The following is a 20,183-nucleotide window of genomic DNA, read 5'->3' as shown; positions in this document are numbered from 1 at the left end:
GAATGGGTCGATTTCATTCCCCTTCCCAGTCGATTACATAATCGTCGCATGAACTTCGTGTTTCATTGTTTGCACAGGTTTATTCTGTCCATCCACAAATACAACCGTAGGCTTGTGATTATTTGCCTCTTCTTGAGACATCATCGCATATGAAATGATAATGACAGTATCGCCAGGCTGTACCAGACGGGCTGCTGCTCCATTTAGACAGATAACTCCACTTCCACGCGGACCCGGAATGACATACGTTTCCAGACGCGCGCCATTGTTGTTATTCACGATTTGCACTTTCTCATTTTCCATCAGATCAGAAGTTTCCATCAGATCTTCATCAATGGTAATGCTACCCACATAGTTCAGGTTTGCTTCCGTAACGGTTGCCCGGTGAATTTTGGATTTCATTAGTGTTCTAAACATGGGACAGCACCTCCGATTTTTGCAGTCTTATATTGTCAATCAATCTGGTTTTGCCGAATTTTACTGCAAGTGCGATCAACAGATCGTCACGACCATGAACTTTTTCCTGATCCGCAAGTGGCTCCAAACTTGGAAAAGCCTGAATTTCGGCGTAATCAATCATTGCCATTGGTGAACGCTCAATGTTCTGGCGCAATATGCCGCGAATATCCGCTGCTGTCAGCGCCGTCCCTGCATCTACAGCTTCCTGTGCCACACGCAGTGCCTTGGACAATACAAGCGCTTCCTGACGCTGTTCTGCACTGAGGTACACGTTGCGCGAACTAAGCGCCAAACCATCGCTTTCACGGACGATAGGACAAGGTACAATCTCTACTGCCATATTCAAATCGTTAACCATCTGCTGAATCACAGCTACCTGCTGTGCGTCCTTCATACCAAAAAATGCACGTTGCGGTTGTACAATATTAAACAGCTTCGAGACGACCGTAGTTACTCCGTCAAAATGCCCCGGACGGGAAGCGCCGCACAATCGATCCGTTAAACGGGAAACGGATACGGTCGTTTGTGTAGGCTGTGGATACATCTCTTCAACAGAGGGAATAAATACGATATCCACTCCTTTTGCACGTGCTGTTTCCACATCTCTGGCTTCATCCCTAGGGTAACTGTCAAAGTCTTCATTGGGACCGAATTGAATCGGATTTACAAATATGCTCAAAACTACGATATCACTTTTTTGTTTGGCTGCATGCATCAAACTTGCATGGCCTTCATGAAGAAATCCCATCGTAGGCACAAGTCCTACAACGGACTCTCTGGACTGAATCGACTGACGTTTCAAGCTAATTTCTTGTCTTAATTCTGCGATTGTCCGTATTACTTTCATGCGTTGGTCTCCACCTTTGCTTTCTGATGTCCGTACAGTTGATCTAGAACGCCGTCAGCAGCGGTAAATACATGCTCTTCTGCCGGAAATGAACGGTTCTTGACTTCTTTCACATAGGACTCAATGCTATTGCGAATCAATGTACCTACATCTCCATAAGATTTTACAAAGCGTTTTGGCGTGTACGGGGAAGCATACTGAACCACATCATGGAATACAAGTACCTGACCATCACATCCTCTACCTGCGCCAATACCAATCGTAGGAATAGACAGTTCTTCCGAGATCGCTCTTGCCACTTCTTCAGTGACAAGTTCCAGTACAATGCCGAAGGCTCCGGCCGCTTCAAGCGCCTTGGCTTCGTCCATCAGACGTCTGGCATCTGCAGCATTCTTGCCCTGAATGCGATAACCGCCAATTTGATTCACGGATTGAGGAGTCAGCCCGATATGTCCGAGAACAGGTACACCGGCTAGCACAACCGCTTTTACCGTATCTGCGATTTCGAGACCACCCTCCATTTTGACCGCATGTGCGTGACCTTCTTGCATCAGACGCCGGACACCTTTAAGTGTCTCGTCCACGCTGCCATGGTATGTCATAAAGGGCATATCAGCAACGATAAACGTATTTCCCGCACCACGCACTACAGAGCGTGTATGGTACACCATATCGTCGATCGTTACAGGCAAAGTGGAGTTATAACCCAGTACCACATTTCCCAGTGAATCACCGACCAGAATCAGATCAATACCTGCTTCCTCGGCCAATTGGGCTGTCGGATAATCGTAGGCTGTAATCATACTAAGCGGCACGCCGTCCTGCTTATATTTTTTCATTTTCACAATATTCAATGCTTGTTTGTTTGCCATTTTCGTCATGGCTCCTCTCATCTTTTCAATTTAAACGCAACAAAAAAACCTTTTAGTTTCCACTAAAAAGTCCCGAAAAGTCAAAAAAGAGTCACTTGCGATCGTCCCTTCTGTCTCGGTCCTCTTCGGCTCAGAGCAGAATCCAACAACTCACTTTATTACCATTCTTGCCTTGCCACTGCAACAAAATTGAAGCAGAACAAAGCATACTATTGCCGGAGTGCAATTCGGTCTGTAATAGCCGATACCGCCTCACGAACACAGTATACCAAAGTTCTGCCCAAAGTTCACGTCTTATGTTCATTTTATCGGTGTAAATTCGACAAATTGTTTAATTCACCAATGAAACTTCACCAGAGTAAACCGAGATACGCTCACCGTTTTTTTTCTCCAAAATCAATGCACCAGAAGGATCAAGGCCTATTGCTGTCCCTTCGATGATGCCCTGTGGATTAGCCACCTTAATCTCACGATTCATGGATACGGACAAAGCTTCCCAGAGCGAAGAGATCACACCGAAGCCTTCCTTTTGATACAAAAAATACAAACGCTCCAATTCAGATAGAATGGCCGCTGCAAGTTTGGTTCGGTCTATGTTTTGTCCGATCTCCATCTTAAGTGAAGTGGCGATTGATATCAAATCGTCGGGATAATCCTTGGGATCGAAGTTCACATCTACGCCGATGCCCGCTACACAATAACGTACTTCGTGATCTTCAACGGTTGATTCAAGCAGAATTCCGCATACCTTCCGACCATCAATCAAAAGATCATTAGGCCATTTGATTCCAGCATCTGCGCCTGTATATGATCGAATGGCGCGACACACCGCCACACCCGTCAATAATGTAAGCTGTGGTGTATTTTGAAGCGCAAGCTCCGGACGCATTAGAACGCTCATCCAGATGCCCCTCCCAGGTGGAGAGAACCATTTACGCCCAAAGCGGCCTCTTCCACCCGTTTGTTCTTCCGCCAGAACCACTGCTCCTTCGCCCTGCCCCTGTTCAGCCATGTGCTGAACGTCACCTTGGGTGGACAACGTGGAATTCAGAATGATAGCCTTCCGACCAAACACAGTCGTTTCCAGTGCCAGCTGAAGCGCAGTGGCATCGATACTGTCCGGTTTCGTGACCAAGCGATACCCTTTGCGAGATACGGCTTCAAACTCATAACCCATGTCACGCAGTTTGTTTACGTGCTTCCACACGGCCGTTCGGCTAATGGACAGGTTGCGACTGATCTCTTCACCAGACACAAACTCTCCTTCTGCATTCAGTAACATATGTAACAGTTCCTCATGCTTTGTCATCTGCAGCCACCCGCTTTACTTCGTTGGTCAGCATGTCATGCTGATTCGCTATATTTCCGATCGCAGTCTCTCTTAAAAGATATTTCATCAGTTGTCCCAGCCATGGTCCACCCTTACGTCCAAGTAGCTGCAAAACGTTCTCACCCGTAATATGCAGATCTTTCAGTTCATGCACCTTCATGGATTGACTCCATGCCGCACCTCGGCACTGTACTACCACAATCTGTTCTTCGTGCAGAAATTCTTGATCTCGCCAACCTGTTGGAAGCAATCGTTGAATGACGAGCCAGTCCTCTGTTGCCTGACGTCCGCAAGTAAGCACAGTTACGATCCACTCTGATCGCAGTGTCTCTTCGTCCTTCTGCTCCTGTACGACAGCCTGAATCAATTGTTCGACCTGGAGAACTCCATTGATGCGGGAACGATCGTCATTAGAAAACGTCCATTTTCGAAGTAAAGCATCTGCTTCATCCTTGGTATAATGGCCGGCAATCAGCATCATGGACCAGCGTAATAAAATGTTCTCTTCTATTAATTGTTCCATATTGGACATGAGGGCTTTATTGAATCGCTCCATGAAGATTGGTGTCTTTACATGCTCCAGCGCCTGGCTGCGAAACAGCAGTTCCAGACCCCGCAGCGGATGTGGGCCTGCCATCATTTTCACCATTTCGGTACGTACTCTTTCCATGGCGATATGTTGAAGCAGATCCTTTTGTCGAACTAGCCCTTTCCAGGTGTTGTAGGCGATTTTGAAATCAAATACCGAAGCAAAACGAACACACCGAAGCATCCTCAGCGCATCTTCACCAAAGCGCTCTGCCGCCGATCCCACACATCTAACCCGTCCATCCTGAATATCCAATTGTCCACTAAAAGGATCAACGATATTTCCGTCTCGATCCATAGCTAGAGCATTCATTGTGAAGTCACGCCGCTGTAAATCTTCTTTGACATCCTGCACAAAATGAACGGCAGCGGGTCTTCGATTATCCTTATATTCGGATTCAGTGCGGAATGTCGTAACTTCAAAGTAAAAGCCTCCTGAACGAACAGTAACCGTTCCATGCTGGAGGCCTGTAGGAATACAATCTGCGAACAGTTCCATGACTTGCTCAGGGGAAGCAGACGTGGTGATATCCATATCATCCACGCGGCGTTCCAGCAGTTCATCACGCACACAACCACCGACCCAATAGGCTTCGTACCCTTTTTCATTTAATGTCCGCAGCACTTGCTCACTTTGTCTTGCCATTTCGGGATCTACCTGTGTCCATTGAACCACTTACTCTCACCTCATAACTACGTGTTGCTTGGTGTGCTTTACACAGATATATTTCCAAGATGGAACAATCCTATCTGACTATCAGCCACAAACCGGCTTCAGATTCGGAACTTCACGTCCCAGCACCCGGTAGTATATTTGTTCATATTCATGACGAATGGCATCATTGCAGAAATCATGGTGTGCCCGTTTCAAGCACGCTTCTCTAAAATCCGCTGCCAAACGGTTGTCTGTCAACAACCGAATCGTGTTCTCCGCCATCGATTGCGTGTCGCCGATTGGAGACAAAAATCCGGTCTTGCCGTGCAAGACCAGTTCAGGGATACCCCCTGCCTGTGATCCAATGGTAGGTACACCACAAGCCATGGCTTCAAGTGCCACAAGTCCGAAGCTCTCCTTCTCCGACGGCAGCATAAGCACATCAGCCATCGAAATGACTTGGGCAATATCATCCTGCTTACCTAGAAAATGAACCTTGTCATTCAGCCCAAGCTCATTAATCTTCCATTGAATCTTCGGCAAATCCGGTCCTTCTCCAACAAATAACAGTTTGGAAGGTACTTGTTCCTGTACCTGACGGAACACCTCCACCACATCCTGTGTTCTCTTCACAGGGCGGAAGTTGGAGATATGCATCAGTATTTTTTCGTGAGGAGCTGCGAAGTCTCTACGCAGACTGGCTGCATCACGTGGATAATAAATTCTTTTATCAATAAAGTTATAGGTCAGATCGATTGGACGTCTAATATCCAGCAAATCAATTGTTTCACGAATCAAATCCTGGGATACTGCTGTAACAGCATCACTCTCGTTAATGGCTAGTCGAATCAAATCCTTCAAAGACTCATCCTGTGCCAGTACGGTAATATCTGTTCCGTGTAACGTTGTAACCACCTTTAAATCCTCACCAACCATTTGTTTTGCCAAAAAGGCACACACCGCATGTGGCACTGCATAATGTACATGTAGCAGATCCAATTTCTGTGCTTTGGCTACTTGAGCCATCTTCGTGGCCAATGACAGATCATACGGTGGGTAGCGGAAGACGTAATAATCGTTGACCTCAACTTCATGATAAAAAATATTTTTCTGGAATGTACCCAGTCTGAACGGGATACTATTGGCAATAAAGTGAACCTGGTGACCCTGTTCGGCAAGCAATTTGCCCAGCTCCGTTGCGACAACGCCAGACCCTCCGAGGGACGGATAACAGGTAATACCAATTTTTAGCTTTTGATCCATCCGGTGGACGCTCCTTTAATCTCCCGCGTGTGCAGGTTGATGTAATGCAACGGAAATGCAATTGATAACTGATTTATACGAGCAAGTTCGATCGTTTTATGACTTGGCTGCTTGGCCAAATTGATGAACTACATAAGGTGTAATGCTAGCGAATCCTTCTGCATAAGGAATAAGACTCCGTTGTCCAAGCAAAGAATCCCGGGCTCTCACACGTTCGATATATCCTTGAGTCAAAGGAGTGGCAACTGCGCCTTCTCCTAATTCGAACTGGGAACGATAACTAAGCAATGAATTTTCTTTCTGCTCATAGTGTTCCGTAATATCCACAATCAAATCCGTTGGTCCGATATCGTTAATGAAGTAAAAATACAATTCTTTCACCTGAACTGCGGGCATGTTTGGCTTATAGTTTCTAAGCTTGGCATTAAACACAGCCTCCTGCACCAGCTTGCTGCACATCACATGATCCGGATGGCGATCCTCCCAATATGGCGCAAACACGATTCGAGGCGCATGACGGCGTATCTCGGCAGTCACAACCTCTATGTGTTCAGGAGTGATATACAGCCCCCGATCAGGCAAACCGAGATTGCTTCGACACGAAAGACCGAGGACGCGGGAGGCTTGCTCCGCTTCCTCGGCTCTGCGCTCTACTGTCCCGTTGGAAGACATCTCTGCCCGGGTCAGATCACACACGCCTACTTTCAGTCCCGCTGCAGTATGTTTGGCAATCGTTCCTGCCATCCCAATCTCTGCATCATCCGCGTGTGCACCAAATATGAGAATGTCCAGACTCATTGAGCATCACCCGAATTCAATCCACCCTCAGGCTTGTATTTATGTACAAGCTCTCTCCAGCCAAAATCACCGCGATCCAACGCTTTAACTAGAATCTCCGCAGTTGCAATATTCGTGGCAAGCGGAATCCCCTGTACATCGCACAGACGCAGCAAAGCGTTAATATCTGGTTCATGGGGCTGTGCCATCAATGGATCACGCAGAAAAATAATCAGATCCATCTCATTTTGTGCAACCAAGGCTCCGATCTGTTGATCCCCGCCCAGTGGACCGGATTCAAACCGATGGATCTGTAATGAGGTTCCTTCCATAATGCGAAGACCCGTTGTACCTGTCGAGTATAGTTGATGGTCTGTAAATACATTTTCGTAGGCTGTCACGAAGTTAACCATCTCTTCTTTTTTGCGATCATGGGCAATAAATGCAATTTTCAACATGACAATCTCCTTTAGTCGATAAAGTGATCAAATCCATAGATGAGTCCTGTATATTCCATAACCTTCTGTACACCAATCTTAACACCAGGCATATAACCTGCACGCTCATAGGAGTCATGACGAATTTTTAGGGATTGGCCAAAGTCTCCAAATACCACTTCCTGCTGGGCGAATACTCCCGGCAACCGTACGCTATGAATTCGGAATCCATTATAATATCCGCCACGCGATCCTTCGATCGTCTCTTCTTCATTCGGATTGCCCTGACGAAGTTCCTCACGGTTTGCTGCAATTAGCTCGGCTGTTTTAATTGCTGTACCCGAAGGAGCATCCAGCTTCTGATCCCCGTGATATTCGATGATCTCCACATTCGGCATATGTTTGGCAGCCTGTGCGGCAAATCTCATCATCAGAATAGCACCGATTGAGAAGTTCGGGGCAATCAACCCTCCAATGCCTTTGTCCTGACACTGCTTGTCCAGCTGTTCGATCTGCTCCGGCGTAAAGCCGGTAACACCCATAACAGGTCTTACTCCGTGACGAATGGCAATCTCTGTATGGGCAAAGGCATATTGAGGGACTGTGAAGTCCACCATAACCTGTGGTTTAGTCTCTGCAAAAGCCATCTCGATATCATCGGTCAAAAGCACCCCACATTCGGGCAGACCGACAAGTGTTCCGGCATCCGTGCCTACTCCGGAGCGGTTGACCGCTGCGGCGAGCTCCAGTTCAGGATCTTGAAGCACCAGTTTCACTACTTCACGGCCCATCCGGCCAGCCGCTCCGATTACGGCAACTCTTATTACTTCACTCATCTTGACTGCATCTCCTCACTATGTTGGTTCTTGGTTCAATTGGTTGAATCCAGTTCAAACGATTTCCATCCCGTTATGAAATGGCATCTTACTGAATGGATTTCATACGCTGCTTAATTTCCTGTAACAATAGATGCAGTTGATCATTCTGCGGGTCCAGCAACAATGCGTCACGAACGGACCGGGTTGCAAGGTCGAACTCATTCAGATCGCTGTAAGCAAGAGCAAGCATGATATGCGCTTCCACATATAACGGGTCAAGTTTAACTGCCTGTTTTAGCAGATCGGCCGCCTGCACATATCGTTCATGTGTTCCGTCTCCGGCCTGCTCAAGCAACACCTTGGCCTGAAGGCTTATCTGTTTGGCTTCCAGGGTCTGTAAATGCAAAACATATTCCTCTATCCCCTGTGACAGTTCAACAGCCTTACGCGCATATTCAAGCGCTGGAGCCAAGTGTTGACTGCGGGCATGTGTAATGGAACAACGATAATAGAGCTCCGCATGTTCCGGGTGAGCATCAATGGCAGATTCGAACCAACGAATCGCCTGCTCAAAATCATTTTGCAAAATACAGCGGTAAGCATGCTGCATATACTCTTCCGGTTTCATCATCAAAGCTGTCCCTCCCCCATTGAGGTGATGGTACAGCATATGTAATCTACGCCTAATCGGTGTTTTTTGGCGTCCACCGATTTGCATCGCGTGTGTTAAATTTATGCATGACTTTGTCGTGCGCCTCTGCCAGGTCGATCCCGAGAGAGTTAGCAAAACAAATCGTGATAAATAAAATGTCCCCGAGCTCAAGCTCAATGGAATTGTCTGCTTCGGAAGATTTTTTCGGTTTTTCACCGAACTCGTGATTCACTTCCCTTGCAAGCTCTCCCACCTCTTCAGACATACGGGCGAGCATGGCCAGCGGGCTGAAGTATCCTTCTTTGAACTGGGAAATATACAGATCAACCTCACGCTGCATTTCTGCAATGCTTTTCTCCATGAGAACGGATTCTCCTTTTGAAATTATGTCGTATTTGTTCCTAATATATCAGTTATTTAGATTCACTTCCACCATCATAAACGACAAATCATTTTTAAAGAATCAATAAACAGGTATACTAAGATGGGAATGATTGCTTTCTCATTCTAATTTGTAAAATGGAGAGGGAACTTATGAGCACTTCCAAAACCTGGGTTCAATTCAAATTGATTCTCCCCATCCTTTTGGGTACGGCATTATATGCCTTTGGACTTCTGTACTTCATCATCCCTAACCAGCTCATGGAAGGCGGCGTAACCGGGATTACGGTCCTGCTAAATTATGCGTTCAACATCTCTCCTTCGCTTACAACCTTGGTTGTTAACATTCCACTCTTTCTGGTGGGGCTCAAGATTTTGGGCGGCAGACAGATGATCTATACAGGCGTGGGTATTGGAGCGCTTACGTTGTTCCTCTGGTTATTTGAAAAAATGATTCATCTCGGCTGGATCGAACCGCTACATACAGAGAATGACCTTTTACTCGCGGCGCTTTACGCCGGGGTTACACTGGGGGCAGGCCTTGGAATCGTATTCCGCTGGGGCGGAACGACAGGAGGCTCTGACATTATTGCTCGCATTCTCAATCGAAAGTATGGTTGGAGTATGGGACGTGTGCTGCTAGGTATCGATTTCATCATTATAGGCATCTCCCTCGTCTACATTCCCAAAGAAAAAATACTGTATACCCTTGTAGCTGTATTTATTGCATCTAAAGTAATCGACTTTATTCAGGAAGGAGCGTATTCGGCCCGTGCATTTATGATCATCAGTGACCACGCACCCGAGATTGCGGATTTGATTACTCGTGATATGGATCGCGGTGTAACGCTCATTCCCGCCATTGGCGCTTATTCGAAACAGGCCAAGCATGTTGCTTACTGTGTCATTTCCAGGCAGGAATTCAGACGTTTGCAGACAATTGTGCGTTCGGTCGATCCCAGAGCTTTTGTTATTATTAGCGATGTCCATGATGTGCATGGAGAAGGGTTTAAGGAAACCTGAGGTTGTATCACTACAAAAAGAAGACCTCTATCTACAAGAGAAGAGCCATTGGAATGGCCTTTCTTGTAGATAGAGGTCTTTGTCATATCGTATGGAAAAAGGATCTAACGCCGGAAAGGAAAAATCCCTTGCTGCTGGGCTCGATACTTACGGTAACCCGCATAACTTAGCACTGCGATGATTACGGAACTAATGAGCAATCCGGCTGCTCTCCGGTTTGGCCCTTGAACAAACGGCACAAAGGCGCTCTCATCCTTTTCACGACCAAACAGCTGGTTTACCAACTCTTCACCATGGGCTACCATGCTCTTCAATTGTGCGATGTCCGTCTGCTTGGCAGCAGTCAAACCCTTCGTATGAGACAACCAGGCATCCAACTGGGCGATCTCGTAAGGTTCACGACGGATCATCGCCGCAGGCCGGATGGTCTCGTAATGCTCCTCCAGTAAGGCGTAGCGACTTGCGATTATCGCCGCGCTTAACTTCTGATCTGCCGCGATTGATAGCGCATCAATATCATTTTTTACGATTTTATAATACTGGAGCCATAAAGGTTTGGCTGGGTTGGCGAGACTGTCCGCCGCAAGTCGAAGTTTTGCAGAGGCCTGCTGGAGAGAAGCATCATCACTTTTCACCCTAACGGCAGCTTCTTTCACTTCAACAATGGTCTCGGATAGGGCATGAATGCCTTCTACTGTCGTCTGACCCTCAAAGGATATATGCTCCAGACCTTTACTAATTCTCAGAATACTGCCTCTAACCTCTTCGATATCATTCTCCAGGGCATGTCGATACAGCAGGGCCGCTTCTTCATTTAATTGCTCTATTGAATTTCGGGCAGATACTTGCTGATCTGTATTTCCGTTTGCACCTGTACTTTCCGCAGATACGCTGTATGACAAGTTCGTCCAGAACAGCAGAGTCATGAACGACACCACCATGAATCCAGTTTCGATCCTGAACGTTCTCTTCATGGACATCCCTCCCACCATCAATGTATGGCAGGAGAGAGTTCCTTAGAACAAGCTTGCGTTATGAATTCAGGCCCGTTTGGCCTGTCTCAGTGCAAGCCACGCGCATAGAATGCTCACTAGTGTCAATCCGACGGTGAAATTGCGTACACCATCCAGATGGTCCATCAGCGATGCGGGCAGCCAAGGGAAAATGTCATAGGTATAATCCATCGTATCGTTTAGCAGCGTCCATAAAGCAGCAATTACCAGAGCCCCCCAACGGAACCCAAAGAAACGCACATACAAGAGCGCTTCAATAGCCATAGCACTATGTGATGCAATTAACATCCAATCCTGCCAATTTTGTGAGCCCCCCTGCATCCAGCCTGCAAAAATAATTGACACCGCCCAAATACCGTACTTTACCGAAGTGACCACAGCAAGAGCTTGTAGGACATGTCCAATCCGATTCAGGACCATCGATTTTGGCTTGTACAATACCCACAATAAAGATAACGTGAAGAACAAACTCGCTGTGGGACTGTCCGGCACAAACACAATCTGCCACAGTGGTTGCTGTGCCAGCGTATACTCCAATTGATCCCCGTACCATATGTATCCGTATACTGTTCCTAATGCATTACACCAAAACAAAAGCCACAGGAAATAACGATTTGTTAGAAATTCCCGGCTCCAAAAGTACGATAAAGCCACATGCTCTGCCCCTTCCATCATATGTATTTTGTGTTACAAAAATGATGTTGCGAAAAACGCCTCAAAAAAAACCTGACCGCATAAACGATCAGGTTTCATTGCTTATTTCGATTTTACTGTTCTGCCTTCTGTTTCGCAAGCCATTCGGTCAGATGAGTGATCTCTTCATCCGTAACACCTTGAGCGATGGCATTATTGTACTGAGGCTGCATTGCGTTGTAGCCTTCTTTGATAATGGTCAGAATCTCTTCCTGGCTGTGTTTGTCACCTACGCCTCGAAGCGAAGGTCCAGTTGCGCCCTTCATATCAGCCGCATGACATCCGATACATCCGGCCTTTTTGAAGGTTTCCATTGCAGGGTCATCCTTCTCAACGATCGCCACTTCTTCTTTTTGACCTGGCGCATTCGACGTAGGAAGACCCTGCGCGTGTTTCTCAAGCGCTTCTTCTTCACGCTGAATATGTTCCGGCTTCTTACCGCTTGCTTCCAACTCATGCTCGTAGTGTGTCCACGCAACATTGGTCAGGTAGAATACGGCCATCACCGACAAAATCATCAGTGATGATGCAATCGGACGTTTGTAGAACCGTCTCTCCTTGCCTGTATCCAGAAAAGGGGCCAGTAACAAAGCGCCGAAAGCAACTCCGCTGACTCCAAGTACCCCGAGCAGGACATAATCACCTGAGGCATATGGGTATTTCAAATACTGATACAGAAAAAGGAAGTACCAGTCTGGCATCGGGATAACCGATGCACTTGGATTGGCCGGGTAGCCCAGTGGTGCAGGTTCCGAAATCGTTAATACCAGAATACCAACCAGTACAACGACACCAACCATCCATTCCTTCAGCAAGAAGTTAGGAATAAAAGCCTCTGATTTGCCGGGATACGCCGTGTAATCCGGTGGAGTTATAAACCCCGCTCCTTTACGGACGCGTGAATCCCCGACGAAGATAATCTTTTCCTGGTCATCTGACTTGTGTCCGTGAGCCATGTCGATTCCTCCCTTCTCAGATTATAGTGGTCCCGAAATGCCCTGTCTGCGGATCATAATAAAGTGACCGACCAGAAGCACCAGAAGCACAGCCGGAAGGAAGAAGACGTGCAGGGCAAAGAACCTTGTTAACGTTTGTGCACCTACAATTGTTCCGCCTTGCAGGAATTCCTTAATGATCGGTCCCAGCCAAGGAACCGTATTCGCAATCTCCAGAGTAACCTTGGTTGCAAAGTAGGCTTTGTTATCCCAAGGCAACAGGTACCCGGTAAGTCCCAGACCCAGCATGACAAAAAAGATCAGCATGCCGACAACCCAGTTCATCTCGCGTGGTGCTTTGTAAGAGCCGGTAAAGAACACACGCATCGTATGTAAGAACATCATAACGATAACCAAACTGGCTCCCCAATGGTGCATCCCGCGTACAATTTGGCCGAAGGCTACTTTGGTCTGCAAATACTCGACACTGGCGTAAGCATTAATAATATCAGGAACATAATACATGGTCAGGAACATCCCTGACAAAATTTGAATAACAGTAATAAAGAACGTCAATCCACCAAAGCAGTACACGAATGCGGAAAAGTGATGAGCCGGGTTTACGTGCTCTGGAACTTCATGATCCGCAACGTCCCTCCAGATTGGCGTGATATCGAGACGCTCGTCAATCCAGTCATAGACATTTTTAAACATCTGCGTTCACGCCTCCTATTTGACTCGGGTGTTCGGAACAATGTCGCCCAGATAAACCCAACCCTGATCTTCCTTAACCACATACTCATCGAGCGGCTTCGGGGCTACGGCAAGGTTCTTTCCTTCTTTGGTATAATGCGCGCCATGGCACGGACAATGATATTCATCGGGATACTGCTTATCACTGTTCCAACCTACGGTGCAGCCCAAATGTTTACAAATGGGTGAAAGCGCATAGATTTTGCCTTGCTCATCTTTCCTGATCCAGGCGATTAACGAAGCATTGCTTAAATACCAACCATCTTGCTGTTTCAGTTCAAACGTAAATTCTTGAGGTTCATTCGTAATTTTGCTGATTTCCGCTACTTTGACAGAGGTGCCTTCTCCCTTGTGCTGCAAAATTGGGTCCACCGCAAAACGGACCATGGGGAGTATTGCACCGGCGGCCATGTAGGCTGTAGCTCCACCAAGCGTGTACGTCAAAAACTGCCTGCGTGACATTTCCATGCGGCTTGGCAATTTCATCGAAGCTTCGTGCTGGTCATGCTCACTGCTCATACTGTCTCCAACCCCCTTTTTCAGCCAACTCTCTCAATCGTTTTCATTATCAGAAATTCCACGACTTACTAGAACATACATAATCATATAGTAGCCCTAGAACACCGTCAAGAATTTGTCACACATTTTTAAGGTTCATTTGTAAGCGTTATTAAAAAAATGTTGGTAAATTGTCACATTTGTCACATGTAGGTCATCTTTTCCATAACTCACGTATTTTTTCCCCGACAAAACGCGAAACCCCCTCTTCTCCCACCTCTTGAACTAAAACAGAACGGCTTAATACCAAATCTGCAGAAGTCATTTGGGTCTGTTCCAACACACCATCAGATGACATTATAACCACATATTTGAAACCGGAGGATTTGAGTTGTTTGGATAAGGTATTTAATGCCATTGACATATCTGGACACGCATAATGAAATGCAGGGTAAGTCATGATACGTCCTTTAAAAGGAATCTCCACCAGATCCAAAAAATCTCTAAGCCGCTCCAACGCCTCGGTTGTTTCAACCGGAGACTGCTTTCCCGTCAGGGCTGTGTATGGAATAAGGCATGTATCCAGATAGAGTTGCAGTTCCGCCCAGCTGTCTTGAGTCATCTCACTGAATTTCAATTCCCTAATTCCCCTCTCTATCCATTTTATTCCCATATTATATATTAGCGTATATTATAAATCCAGAGATTCATACTTTTCCATGTAAGAAAGATGTTGAACAAAAAAAAGAAATGCGTGTTTCACGCATTTCCTGTGTTATATATTTATTTTTACATGCTCATCAGTTTATGGCCTTCAGTTCATCCGTCAGATTCCGGAAAGCTACTTCGTCTCCGGTAGCCAATGCCTTATCGATTTCCATATACAGCTTCTCGCTGCGCTGTTTACGAAGCGCGTCGTCCCACACCATCTCAGCAGCCAGCCCCAACATGACTTCATACGTAACTTTCATTTTATCCAATAGGATGCACCTCCAAAACGGATTTAAGAGCTCCTATACTCCTTTCCTTTGGCAACATAACCTAGTGTAGTTCTCGACATCCGCTCAAGATCTGCATCAGTCAACTCACGTATCACTTTGGCTGGTGTGCCCAAAGCAAGGGTATAGGGCGGAATTTTAGTATTTTCAGTAACAACAGAACCGGCCCCGATCAGCGTATATTCACCAATTTCGGCTCCATTGAGAAGGATAGCGCCCATACCAATCAGTGAACCTGTTCCGATACGACATCCATGGATGATCGCAGAATGACCTACCGAGACATCGTCCTCCAAAATCAAAGGTTGATCCATATTGACGTGCCCAACAACATTATCCTGTATATTGCAGCGCCGTCCAATCACAATGGGTGCCAGATCGGCGCGTAGTACAGCATTGAACCAGATCGTAGATTCTTCACCTATTGTCAGATCACCTATAAGTTTGGCGCCTTCAGCCATATATACCGAAGGATGTAACTTTGGTTGCATACCTTTGTATGGAATTATCATAAGTATCACTCCTTAATTTGGGAGTGATTTTAGCAACTTGTCCTTCACTTGTCAAACATAACGGGGGTGATATCCCCGGACAGGGAACGACAGGATGACGCAAGGCGTGAACCCCATGCTGTCATTTGTACTGTTCGCCCATCTGCATGTTCTCCAATGCGAAGCATGCCCAGATGCAGCATCATTTTAAGTATCCTGTTGTCATAAATCGTCTCTGCAGTGTCATAATAGAACGGCTGGATGTAGGGACCAATCTGGCGGAACAAAGACTCTGCTGTGGACCAGCCAGCTGCACATTCCCCTGTCCAGTACACAATGGAGGACAGATTTGGAATAGCACCTTTATAAAGTCTTAACCAAAACCGAAATAGCTGTATCATCTCAGCTGTTTTCTCTGCCCCCAGCTTGTCTTCACCTAAAGGTGATAGTTTTAGCGTGCCCTGCTCCTCCCGGACCAGACGATGATGAAAAGCGTAGTCATAGATGAACGCAAATCGGTCGGGGTAGTCTTTGAACGAACGCCCATAACCGAATCTCCATCCGGCTTTACCCACCAGCGCCTCACTCACATGCAAATGTTCCATGATCTGCTGCTGAGAACGCCGGTACATCATACCTTCTGCATTTAATGCTATTTCATGCTGCTGGACGAATTGCAGAAACAGTCTGAGATCATCAGCAAGTAGATGGTATTCATCCCTGTAAACGGGAGGCTCGCTCGTTTGTGCAATGCCTGCCTTCAGGTGAGTGGCTAACACATCCCGAAATCTCAATTGCAGATCCTGAGGCACCTGATACAGGTATCTGGTCTGTTGGGTTGTACCATTGAACAACCATCCACTCTTCGTGAAGCGTACGATAAGATCACGTGGACTGGCTCCAGCCTCGCTATCTTTTTTATCCATCGACTGACGAGCAATGGCGACAAGTTCCTCCATACCGAAGTATTGGCGGGTATCAAACAACAAGTTGTTCAAAAATCTCAGATCTACCTGATTTAGTTCGCGAACCTGCTGCTCAAAAAAAGGTCTGCTGCCCAATGTAGTGAGAATACTCTGGATGAGTTCATGTTTGGAATTGGGCTTACACTCGCATTGGTAATAGTCTGCTATTCGGTTAAGCTGGCCGATATCGGCAAAAGTAAGCATATCCGCTAGATTCATGGGTCCATCGCCTCGCCCTTGACTACTTTTTGGCTGATGCTTCGGGGCCTGGAGTAGTTTGGTTTTGTAAACATCGTTGACGGAATTCCCATGATCTAAACCTCTTTTTTGCAAATCTTTTATGTTTTAATCATACTATGCCCGAAGTTGACTGCTCAGAAGAAGAATGAGAGGTTCAAAATCATATAGAATGGACGTTTCAACCGACTTTAACGCAAAAAAACAACCTGAGTCGATTACTCAGGTTGTTTTGCCAGATCCAATGAAAGGTGTCGTGTACAGTTATAGAGCAATGGACTCCAATCTTCACGTTCCTTCTCCAGGATCGTAAGCGACAGGTTTCCAATTCGTTCCGTATAGCGGTCTTTATACAAAGCTGACAGCAGATTCGCAAGGAAAGCGCCATGAGAGACAATCAGCACATTTTTGTCCTGATATGCCTCCCACAAATCCTCCAGAAAGCCTAAAGCACGTGTCTGTATATCAGCAATCTGTTCCTGACCCAAATCCAGCGTCTCCCAAGAAGCGCCCCAGCGAGCAACACGCTCTTCGGATGTCAGACCTTCAATTTGACCAAAGGCCCGCTCCTTCAAGCGTGCATCCGGCTCCAGCAGAGGAACATTTAATAGCCCGGAGATAATCTCTCCCGTCTCCTGAGCCCTGGACAGCCCGCTTGTAATGATGTGGTCCCAGCGATACTCTTCGGTAAGCAGACGTCTACCCAGACGCTCAGCTTGCTCACGACCTTCCGTATTCAGAGGTATGTCTGTTTGTCCCTGAATACGTCCTGCCGCATTCCAGTCTGTTAGACCGTGACGAATAAGCCCAATCCGCATCTCATCCCTCATTTCTCTATACGGTGAACGAAATCTTTACCTAAGCACGTGCCCCTTGTTTGCGTTTGTTCGTTGTACGATGCATACGTCCAAGAGAGAACAGAGCCATACCTATTGCAAGCAATGACAACGCCATCCAGTATTGAGGATACGCTGGTCCCATGCTCACAACGAAGGGCTCAATAATACTCCCTCTGTCCGCTCCCGTCATGTTGTACTTGTACAATCCAGAGGAAGAAGGCTCACTGCCCGCTACCCCTGTCTCCAAAATACCTGTAGAGACCACGGTGGTCTGCTCAGCTTCCGTTACGTCTGGCTTAAACATCGCCATGTACAGAAAGCTGCATAAGAAAATTGCCAGGAACGCAGCAATCCACAAAGACATATGCTTGCGGATCACAGCAGAGAAACGATTAACCTTTGCCTCTTCCGGCAGTAGCCATGGAGACTCCGCATAGATCCGGTCCATAACATTACGGTTCACTTTCTCTGCCTGTTGTTCTGTCACTGGGACCGGTATACTGTGCAGCAGAATTTGAGCTTCTTCCCAAATCTCAAATTGCTGCGAGCAATCTTCACAACCAGCGAGATGAGCATGAAATGCAATCCGCTGAGGATGAGCTTCCGGCAAGTCCCAGACCAGTGCAAACAGTTCCTGGGCTTCATTGCAATTCATCTGTTCTTCATCCCTTCATATGGCTCGTAGACCGGTTCGAAGAAATAAGGTTCCAATTGAGTTTTTACGCTTGACCTTGCTCTGAACAATAACGATTTCACAGAACTGACGCTCTGCCCAAGAATATTTGCAATCTCCTGGTAGTCTAGTTGATCATACTCACGGAGTATAATGGCAGAACGCTGCTTCTCCGGTAAATTGTTAATTGCATCCCTAACCAGCATCACCCGCTCACTGCGCAATACAGCATGCTCTGGCGCATTCTCAGAAGGAGCAACAGGTACAATACCACTCTCTTCAAGTGGAACACTCCCACTACGCTGTTTGCGAAGCTCACTCAGTACCGTATTTCTCGCAATGGTATATAACCAGGTTGAGAACGAGGCATCCACCTCTCGGAATGAGTGCAAACTGCGGAACGCCTTATAGAAAGTCTCAGAACAGAGATCTTCCGCAAGCAGCTCCATATTAGAACTTTTCAACATATGATATACGAAAGCCAGTATTTTACGCTGATAACGACTCATCAGCTCGGAATATAACTCCAGGTTACCTTCCTTGATCTCTCGAATCAACTGGGAATCCGTCATTTGAGTGCGACCCCTCCTCGCCCATCCATGTGCTTCTCCCCGTTCGACTCTATCCATGTATTACCGAACAGGCACAAAAAAGTTGCGGTTTTCACCGCATAAAACAGCGTTCAGCGCCAAAACAGGCCTTCCCGCCAAATTCCCCTATGTAATGGCAATTTCCCCAACGTTTCTACATTAACAGTATTTATTGTACAACGGTCTGCATCATCCTGGCAAATCCATGGCTTCCATTGAAGCCCGACCAGTCATTATTATGCGGCTATTTTCTCGTCCATGACTTCAATTTGATCCCTTTTGTGAAGCCACTCTTATATTGGACGAACGAAGGCCTCAAAAAGTTTGTGTGATTAAAGAATTAATTTAAAATTTCAGAAGAATTTCGTTATAATATATTTTTCTCAAATGCACCATTCAACTTTATTTCCGATCATCAAGCAATTGTCTAAATGAAGATCTATCCCACTTTATGCAAGGATTATATTTCCTTAATTTACGAATGTTATAATTATTTTAAACAATTTTACTCAAAGTGTTGACAAAATGAAAACGTATACATATAATAAAAGTACAGTATGGTTTCTCTCCACTCCTATCCAATAACTGTATTGCTCCACGTGAGCAATGGCCGCTTATGTAAGCGGTCTTTTTTTTGTCCTTTTTTAGGTTATGTACTGTAACAACTGGTTTTCAACACAAAGAAAGAGGGCTTTCGCCCTCTTCCAAAAGCCTAAACCCACACTTGATACCCAAGGGAATCCAGCAACGTTTTGGCACGTTCCATTTCTTCTTCCTGCCGGAACGACAAACGCATAATGCCCGGCACATCGACCCGGTTCTCAATAATCTCCATGTTGCTTAAGTTAATATCATTCGCCCCAAGCTCGGTAGCAATCTTGCCGATCATCCCCGGCGCATCCTGCACATCCGTATAAAGATCAAACAACGACGAGATCATGCCTTTCCGTCGTTCTGGCAGCACACTACGGAACTCCCGTGCCTGACGGAACGCCTCCTCAATGCCCTCACCATTTTGTTGCTCCAGCATTTCAGTGAAAGCCTTCATCTGGCCGTTCCAATCCTTCAGCAAGCCCAGCAGCACCTCACGGTTGCTAAGCAGGATATCTCTCCATACAATGGCATCACTGGAGGCAATCCGGGTAATATCCCGGAAACCGCCTGCAGCCAGCATTTTATACAAAGGGTTCGATTCATTATATTCGCGTACCTGGTTCACCAGCGCAACTGCAATAACATGTGGCAAATGACTGATCGCTCCCACAATGTCATCGTGCAGCAGCGGCTCTACACGAACAATCTGGGCACGTGTATACGCAAGAAGATCAGATAACCTGTCATAAGCTTCCTCAGGTACCTGTTCTGAAGGGGTCAAGACATAGTATGCATTCTCGAA

At 46.5% G+C, this 20,183-nt stretch carries 25 protein-coding genes; 1 reads left to right on the top strand and 24 read right to left on the bottom strand.

Features of this window, described 5'->3' with window-relative positions:
* Nucleotides 1–33: 33 nt before the first annotated feature.
* The 11 genes from panD to AMS66_RS10295 form a co-directional block, all read right to left on the bottom strand.
* Nucleotides 34–417 carry an aspartate 1-decarboxylase gene (panD, locus tag AMS66_RS10345; protein ID WP_024630626.1) on the bottom strand — a complete coding sequence of 128 codons (384 nt, stop codon included), beginning with the start codon at nt 415–417 and terminating at the stop codon, nt 34–36.
* Nucleotides 410–1,306 carry a pantoate--beta-alanine ligase gene (panC, locus tag AMS66_RS10340; protein ID WP_053780714.1) on the bottom strand — a complete coding sequence of 299 codons (897 nt, stop codon included), beginning with the start codon at nt 1,304–1,306 and terminating at the stop codon, nt 410–412. Before panC ends, panD begins: the two co-directional genes overlap by 8 nt.
* The gene (gene panB, locus AMS66_RS10335) at nt 1,303–2,178 is read right to left on the bottom strand and encodes a 3-methyl-2-oxobutanoate hydroxymethyltransferase (protein WP_053780713.1); all 876 of its coding nucleotides are present in this window, start codon (nt 2,176–2,178) and stop codon (nt 1,303–1,305) included. The genes panC and panB overlap by 4 nt, the downstream gene beginning before the upstream one ends.
* 331 nt (nt 2,179–2,509) lie before the next feature.
* Complete coding sequence (locus AMS66_RS10330) at nt 2,510–3,487, bottom strand: biotin--[acetyl-CoA-carboxylase] ligase (RefSeq protein WP_053780712.1); 978 nt, start codon at nt 3,485–3,487, stop codon at nt 2,510–2,512.
* Nucleotides 3,474–4,772, bottom strand: a complete 1,299-nt coding sequence (locus AMS66_RS10325) for a CCA tRNA nucleotidyltransferase (RefSeq protein WP_236703323.1) — start codon at nt 4,770–4,772, stop codon at nt 3,474–3,476. Before AMS66_RS10325 ends, AMS66_RS10330 begins: the two co-directional genes overlap by 14 nt.
* Before the next feature lie 81 nt (nt 4,773–4,853).
* Nucleotides 4,854–6,014, bottom strand: a complete 1,161-nt coding sequence (gene bshA, locus AMS66_RS10320; RefSeq protein ID WP_053780711.1) for an N-acetyl-alpha-D-glucosaminyl L-malate synthase BshA — start codon at nt 6,012–6,014, stop codon at nt 4,854–4,856.
* Nucleotides 6,015–6,110: 96 nt separating this feature from the next.
* The gene (bshB1, locus tag AMS66_RS10315) at nt 6,111–6,812 is read right to left on the bottom strand and encodes a bacillithiol biosynthesis deacetylase BshB1 (protein WP_053780710.1); all 702 of its coding nucleotides are present in this window, start codon (nt 6,810–6,812) and stop codon (nt 6,111–6,113) included.
* Entirely contained in the window at nt 6,809–7,249 is a 441-nt protein-coding gene (mgsA, locus tag AMS66_RS10310) for a methylglyoxal synthase (RefSeq protein ID WP_024630633.1), read from the bottom strand. Before mgsA ends, bshB1 begins: the two co-directional genes overlap by 4 nt.
* A gap of 11 nt (nt 7,250–7,260) precedes the next feature.
* Complete coding sequence (gene dapB / locus AMS66_RS10305) at nt 7,261–8,064, bottom strand: 4-hydroxy-tetrahydrodipicolinate reductase (RefSeq protein ID WP_053780709.1); 804 nt, start codon at nt 8,062–8,064, stop codon at nt 7,261–7,263.
* Nucleotides 8,065–8,152: 88 nt separating this feature from the next.
* Nucleotides 8,153–8,677, bottom strand: coding sequence for a tetratricopeptide repeat protein (locus tag AMS66_RS10300; protein ID WP_236703321.1), 525 nt, complete (start codon nt 8,675–8,677; stop codon nt 8,153–8,155).
* A 52-nt stretch (nt 8,678–8,729) separates the two neighbouring features.
* Nucleotides 8,730–9,059, bottom strand: a complete 330-nt coding sequence (locus tag AMS66_RS10295; RefSeq protein WP_024630636.1) for a nucleotide pyrophosphohydrolase — start codon at nt 9,057–9,059, stop codon at nt 8,730–8,732.
* Between the two features lie 173 nt (nt 9,060–9,232).
* On the opposite strand from AMS66_RS10295, the gene AMS66_RS10290 reads away from it, so the two are divergent.
* Complete coding sequence (locus AMS66_RS10290; protein ID WP_053780708.1) at nt 9,233–10,102, top strand: YitT family protein; 870 nt, start codon at nt 9,233–9,235, stop codon at nt 10,100–10,102.
* 104 nt (nt 10,103–10,206) lie between these two features.
* Here the strand turns inward: AMS66_RS10290 and AMS66_RS10285 are convergent, their stop codons facing one another.
* The 13 genes from AMS66_RS10285 to AMS66_RS33625 all read right to left on the bottom strand — a co-directional run.
* Nucleotides 10,207–11,076, bottom strand: a complete 870-nt coding sequence (locus AMS66_RS10285; RefSeq protein WP_053780707.1) for a sporulation protein YpjB — start codon at nt 11,074–11,076, stop codon at nt 10,207–10,209.
* Between the two features lie 66 nt (nt 11,077–11,142).
* Nucleotides 11,143–11,769 (bottom strand): DUF1405 domain-containing protein, encoded by a 627-nt coding sequence (locus AMS66_RS10280; RefSeq protein WP_053780706.1) that lies wholly within the window; start codon nt 11,767–11,769, stop codon nt 11,143–11,145.
* Nucleotides 11,770–11,882: 113 nt separating this feature from the next.
* On the bottom strand, nt 11,883–12,764 hold the full coding sequence (locus tag AMS66_RS10275; protein WP_053780705.1) for a menaquinol-cytochrome c reductase cytochrome b/c subunit: 882 nt from the start codon (nt 12,762–12,764) through the stop codon (nt 11,883–11,885).
* Between the two features lie 21 nt (nt 12,765–12,785).
* Nucleotides 12,786–13,457 (bottom strand): menaquinol-cytochrome c reductase cytochrome b subunit, encoded by a 672-nt coding sequence (gene qcrB / locus AMS66_RS10270; protein ID WP_017687726.1) that lies wholly within the window; start codon nt 13,455–13,457, stop codon nt 12,786–12,788.
* A gap of 15 nt (nt 13,458–13,472) precedes the next feature.
* On the bottom strand, nt 13,473–14,015 hold the full coding sequence (locus AMS66_RS10265) for a QcrA and Rieske domain-containing protein (RefSeq protein ID WP_053780704.1): 543 nt from the start codon (nt 14,013–14,015) through the stop codon (nt 13,473–13,475).
* Between the two features lie 193 nt (nt 14,016–14,208).
* The gene (locus AMS66_RS10260) at nt 14,209–14,631 is read right to left on the bottom strand and encodes a DUF2487 family protein (RefSeq protein WP_053780703.1); all 423 of its coding nucleotides are present in this window, start codon (nt 14,629–14,631) and stop codon (nt 14,209–14,211) included.
* Nucleotides 14,632–14,794: 163 nt separating this feature from the next.
* On the bottom strand, nt 14,795–14,974 hold the full coding sequence (locus AMS66_RS10255; protein WP_024630643.1) for an IDEAL domain-containing protein: 180 nt from the start codon (nt 14,972–14,974) through the stop codon (nt 14,795–14,797).
* A gap of 23 nt (nt 14,975–14,997) precedes the next feature.
* On the bottom strand, nt 14,998–15,504 hold the full coding sequence (locus tag AMS66_RS10250) for a gamma carbonic anhydrase family protein (protein ID WP_053780702.1): 507 nt from the start codon (nt 15,502–15,504) through the stop codon (nt 14,998–15,000).
* Nucleotides 15,505–15,548: 44 nt separating this feature from the next.
* Nucleotides 15,549–16,667: a hypothetical protein gene (locus AMS66_RS10245; RefSeq protein ID WP_053780701.1), complete on the bottom strand. Its 1,119-nt coding sequence runs from the start codon at nt 16,665–16,667 to the stop codon at nt 15,549–15,551.
* A gap of 236 nt (nt 16,668–16,903) precedes the next feature.
* The gene (locus AMS66_RS10240; protein ID WP_053780700.1) at nt 16,904–17,503 is read right to left on the bottom strand and encodes a histidine phosphatase family protein; all 600 of its coding nucleotides are present in this window, start codon (nt 17,501–17,503) and stop codon (nt 16,904–16,906) included.
* Between the two features lie 40 nt (nt 17,504–17,543).
* Entirely contained in the window at nt 17,544–18,179 is a 636-nt protein-coding gene (locus AMS66_RS10235; RefSeq protein WP_053780699.1) for an anti-sigma factor family protein, read from the bottom strand.
* The gene (locus AMS66_RS10230; RefSeq protein ID WP_053780698.1) at nt 18,176–18,769 is read right to left on the bottom strand and encodes an RNA polymerase sigma factor; all 594 of its coding nucleotides are present in this window, start codon (nt 18,767–18,769) and stop codon (nt 18,176–18,178) included. Before AMS66_RS10230 ends, AMS66_RS10235 begins: the two co-directional genes overlap by 4 nt.
* 730 nt (nt 18,770–19,499) lie before the next feature.
* A partial coding sequence (locus AMS66_RS33625) for a prephenate dehydrogenase dimerization domain-containing protein (RefSeq protein ID WP_236703320.1) occupies nt 19,500–20,183 on the bottom strand: 684 nt, incomplete at its 5' end.

The sequence above is a fragment of the Paenibacillus xylanivorans genome, assembly GCF_001280595.1.
Lineage (GTDB): Bacteria > Bacillota > Bacilli > Paenibacillales > Paenibacillaceae > Paenibacillus > Paenibacillus xylanivorans.
The sequence above is the reverse complement of the archived record's forward strand: the minus strand, read 5'-3'. Positions and strand labels throughout refer to the sequence as shown.

Excerpts from the sequence above, each read along its gene's own strand:
- panD (WP_024630626.1), bottom strand. The coding sequence starts at position 417 with ATGTTTAGAACACTAATGAAATCCAAAATTCACCGGGCAACCGTTACG.
- panC (WP_053780714.1), bottom strand. The coding sequence starts at position 1,306 with ATGAAAGTAATACGGACAATCGCAGAATTAAGACAAGAAATTAGCTTG.
- panB (WP_053780713.1), bottom strand. The coding sequence starts at position 2,178 with ATGGCAAACAAACAAGCATTGAATATTGTGAAAATGAAAAAATATAAG.
- AMS66_RS10330 (WP_053780712.1), bottom strand. The coding sequence starts at position 3,487 with ATGACAAAGCATGAGGAACTGTTACATATGTTACTGAATGCAGAAGGA.
- bshA (WP_053780711.1), bottom strand. The coding sequence starts at position 6,014 with ATGGATCAAAAGCTAAAAATTGGTATTACCTGTTATCCGTCCCTCGGA.
- bshB1 (WP_053780710.1), bottom strand. The coding sequence starts at position 6,812 with ATGAGTCTGGACATTCTCATATTTGGTGCACACGCGGATGATGCAGAG.
- mgsA (WP_024630633.1), bottom strand. The coding sequence starts at position 7,249 with ATGTTGAAAATTGCATTTATTGCCCATGATCGCAAAAAAGAAGAGATG.
- dapB (WP_053780709.1), bottom strand. The coding sequence starts at position 8,064 with ATGAGTGAAGTAATAAGAGTTGCCGTAATCGGAGCGGCTGGCCGGATG.
- AMS66_RS10300 (WP_236703321.1), bottom strand. The coding sequence starts at position 8,677 with ATGATGAAACCGGAAGAGTATATGCAGCATGCTTACCGCTGTATTTTG.
- AMS66_RS10295 (WP_024630636.1), bottom strand. The coding sequence starts at position 9,059 with ATGGAGAAAAGCATTGCAGAAATGCAGCGTGAGGTTGATCTGTATATT.
- AMS66_RS10290 (WP_053780708.1), top strand. The coding sequence starts at position 9,233 with ATGAGCACTTCCAAAACCTGGGTTCAATTCAAATTGATTCTCCCCATC.
- AMS66_RS10285 (WP_053780707.1), bottom strand. The coding sequence starts at position 11,076 with ATGAAGAGAACGTTCAGGATCGAAACTGGATTCATGGTGGTGTCGTTC.
- AMS66_RS10275 (WP_053780705.1), bottom strand. The coding sequence starts at position 12,764 with ATGGCTCACGGACACAAGTCAGATGACCAGGAAAAGATTATCTTCGTC.
- qcrB (WP_017687726.1), bottom strand. The coding sequence starts at position 13,457 with ATGTTTAAAAATGTCTATGACTGGATTGACGAGCGTCTCGATATCACG.
- AMS66_RS10265 (WP_053780704.1), bottom strand. The coding sequence starts at position 14,015 with ATGAGCAGTGAGCATGACCAGCACGAAGCTTCGATGAAATTGCCAAGC.
- AMS66_RS10250 (WP_053780702.1), bottom strand. The coding sequence starts at position 15,504 with ATGATAATTCCATACAAAGGTATGCAACCAAAGTTACATCCTTCGGTA.
- AMS66_RS10245 (WP_053780701.1), bottom strand. The coding sequence starts at position 16,667 with ATGAATCTAGCGGATATGCTTACTTTTGCCGATATCGGCCAGCTTAAC.
- AMS66_RS10240 (WP_053780700.1), bottom strand. The coding sequence starts at position 17,503 with ATGCGGATTGGGCTTATTCGTCACGGTCTAACAGACTGGAATGCGGCA.
- AMS66_RS10235 (WP_053780699.1), bottom strand. The coding sequence starts at position 18,179 with ATGAATTGCAATGAAGCCCAGGAACTGTTTGCACTGGTCTGGGACTTG.
- AMS66_RS10230 (WP_053780698.1), bottom strand. The coding sequence starts at position 18,769 with ATGACGGATTCCCAGTTGATTCGAGAGATCAAGGAAGGTAACCTGGAG.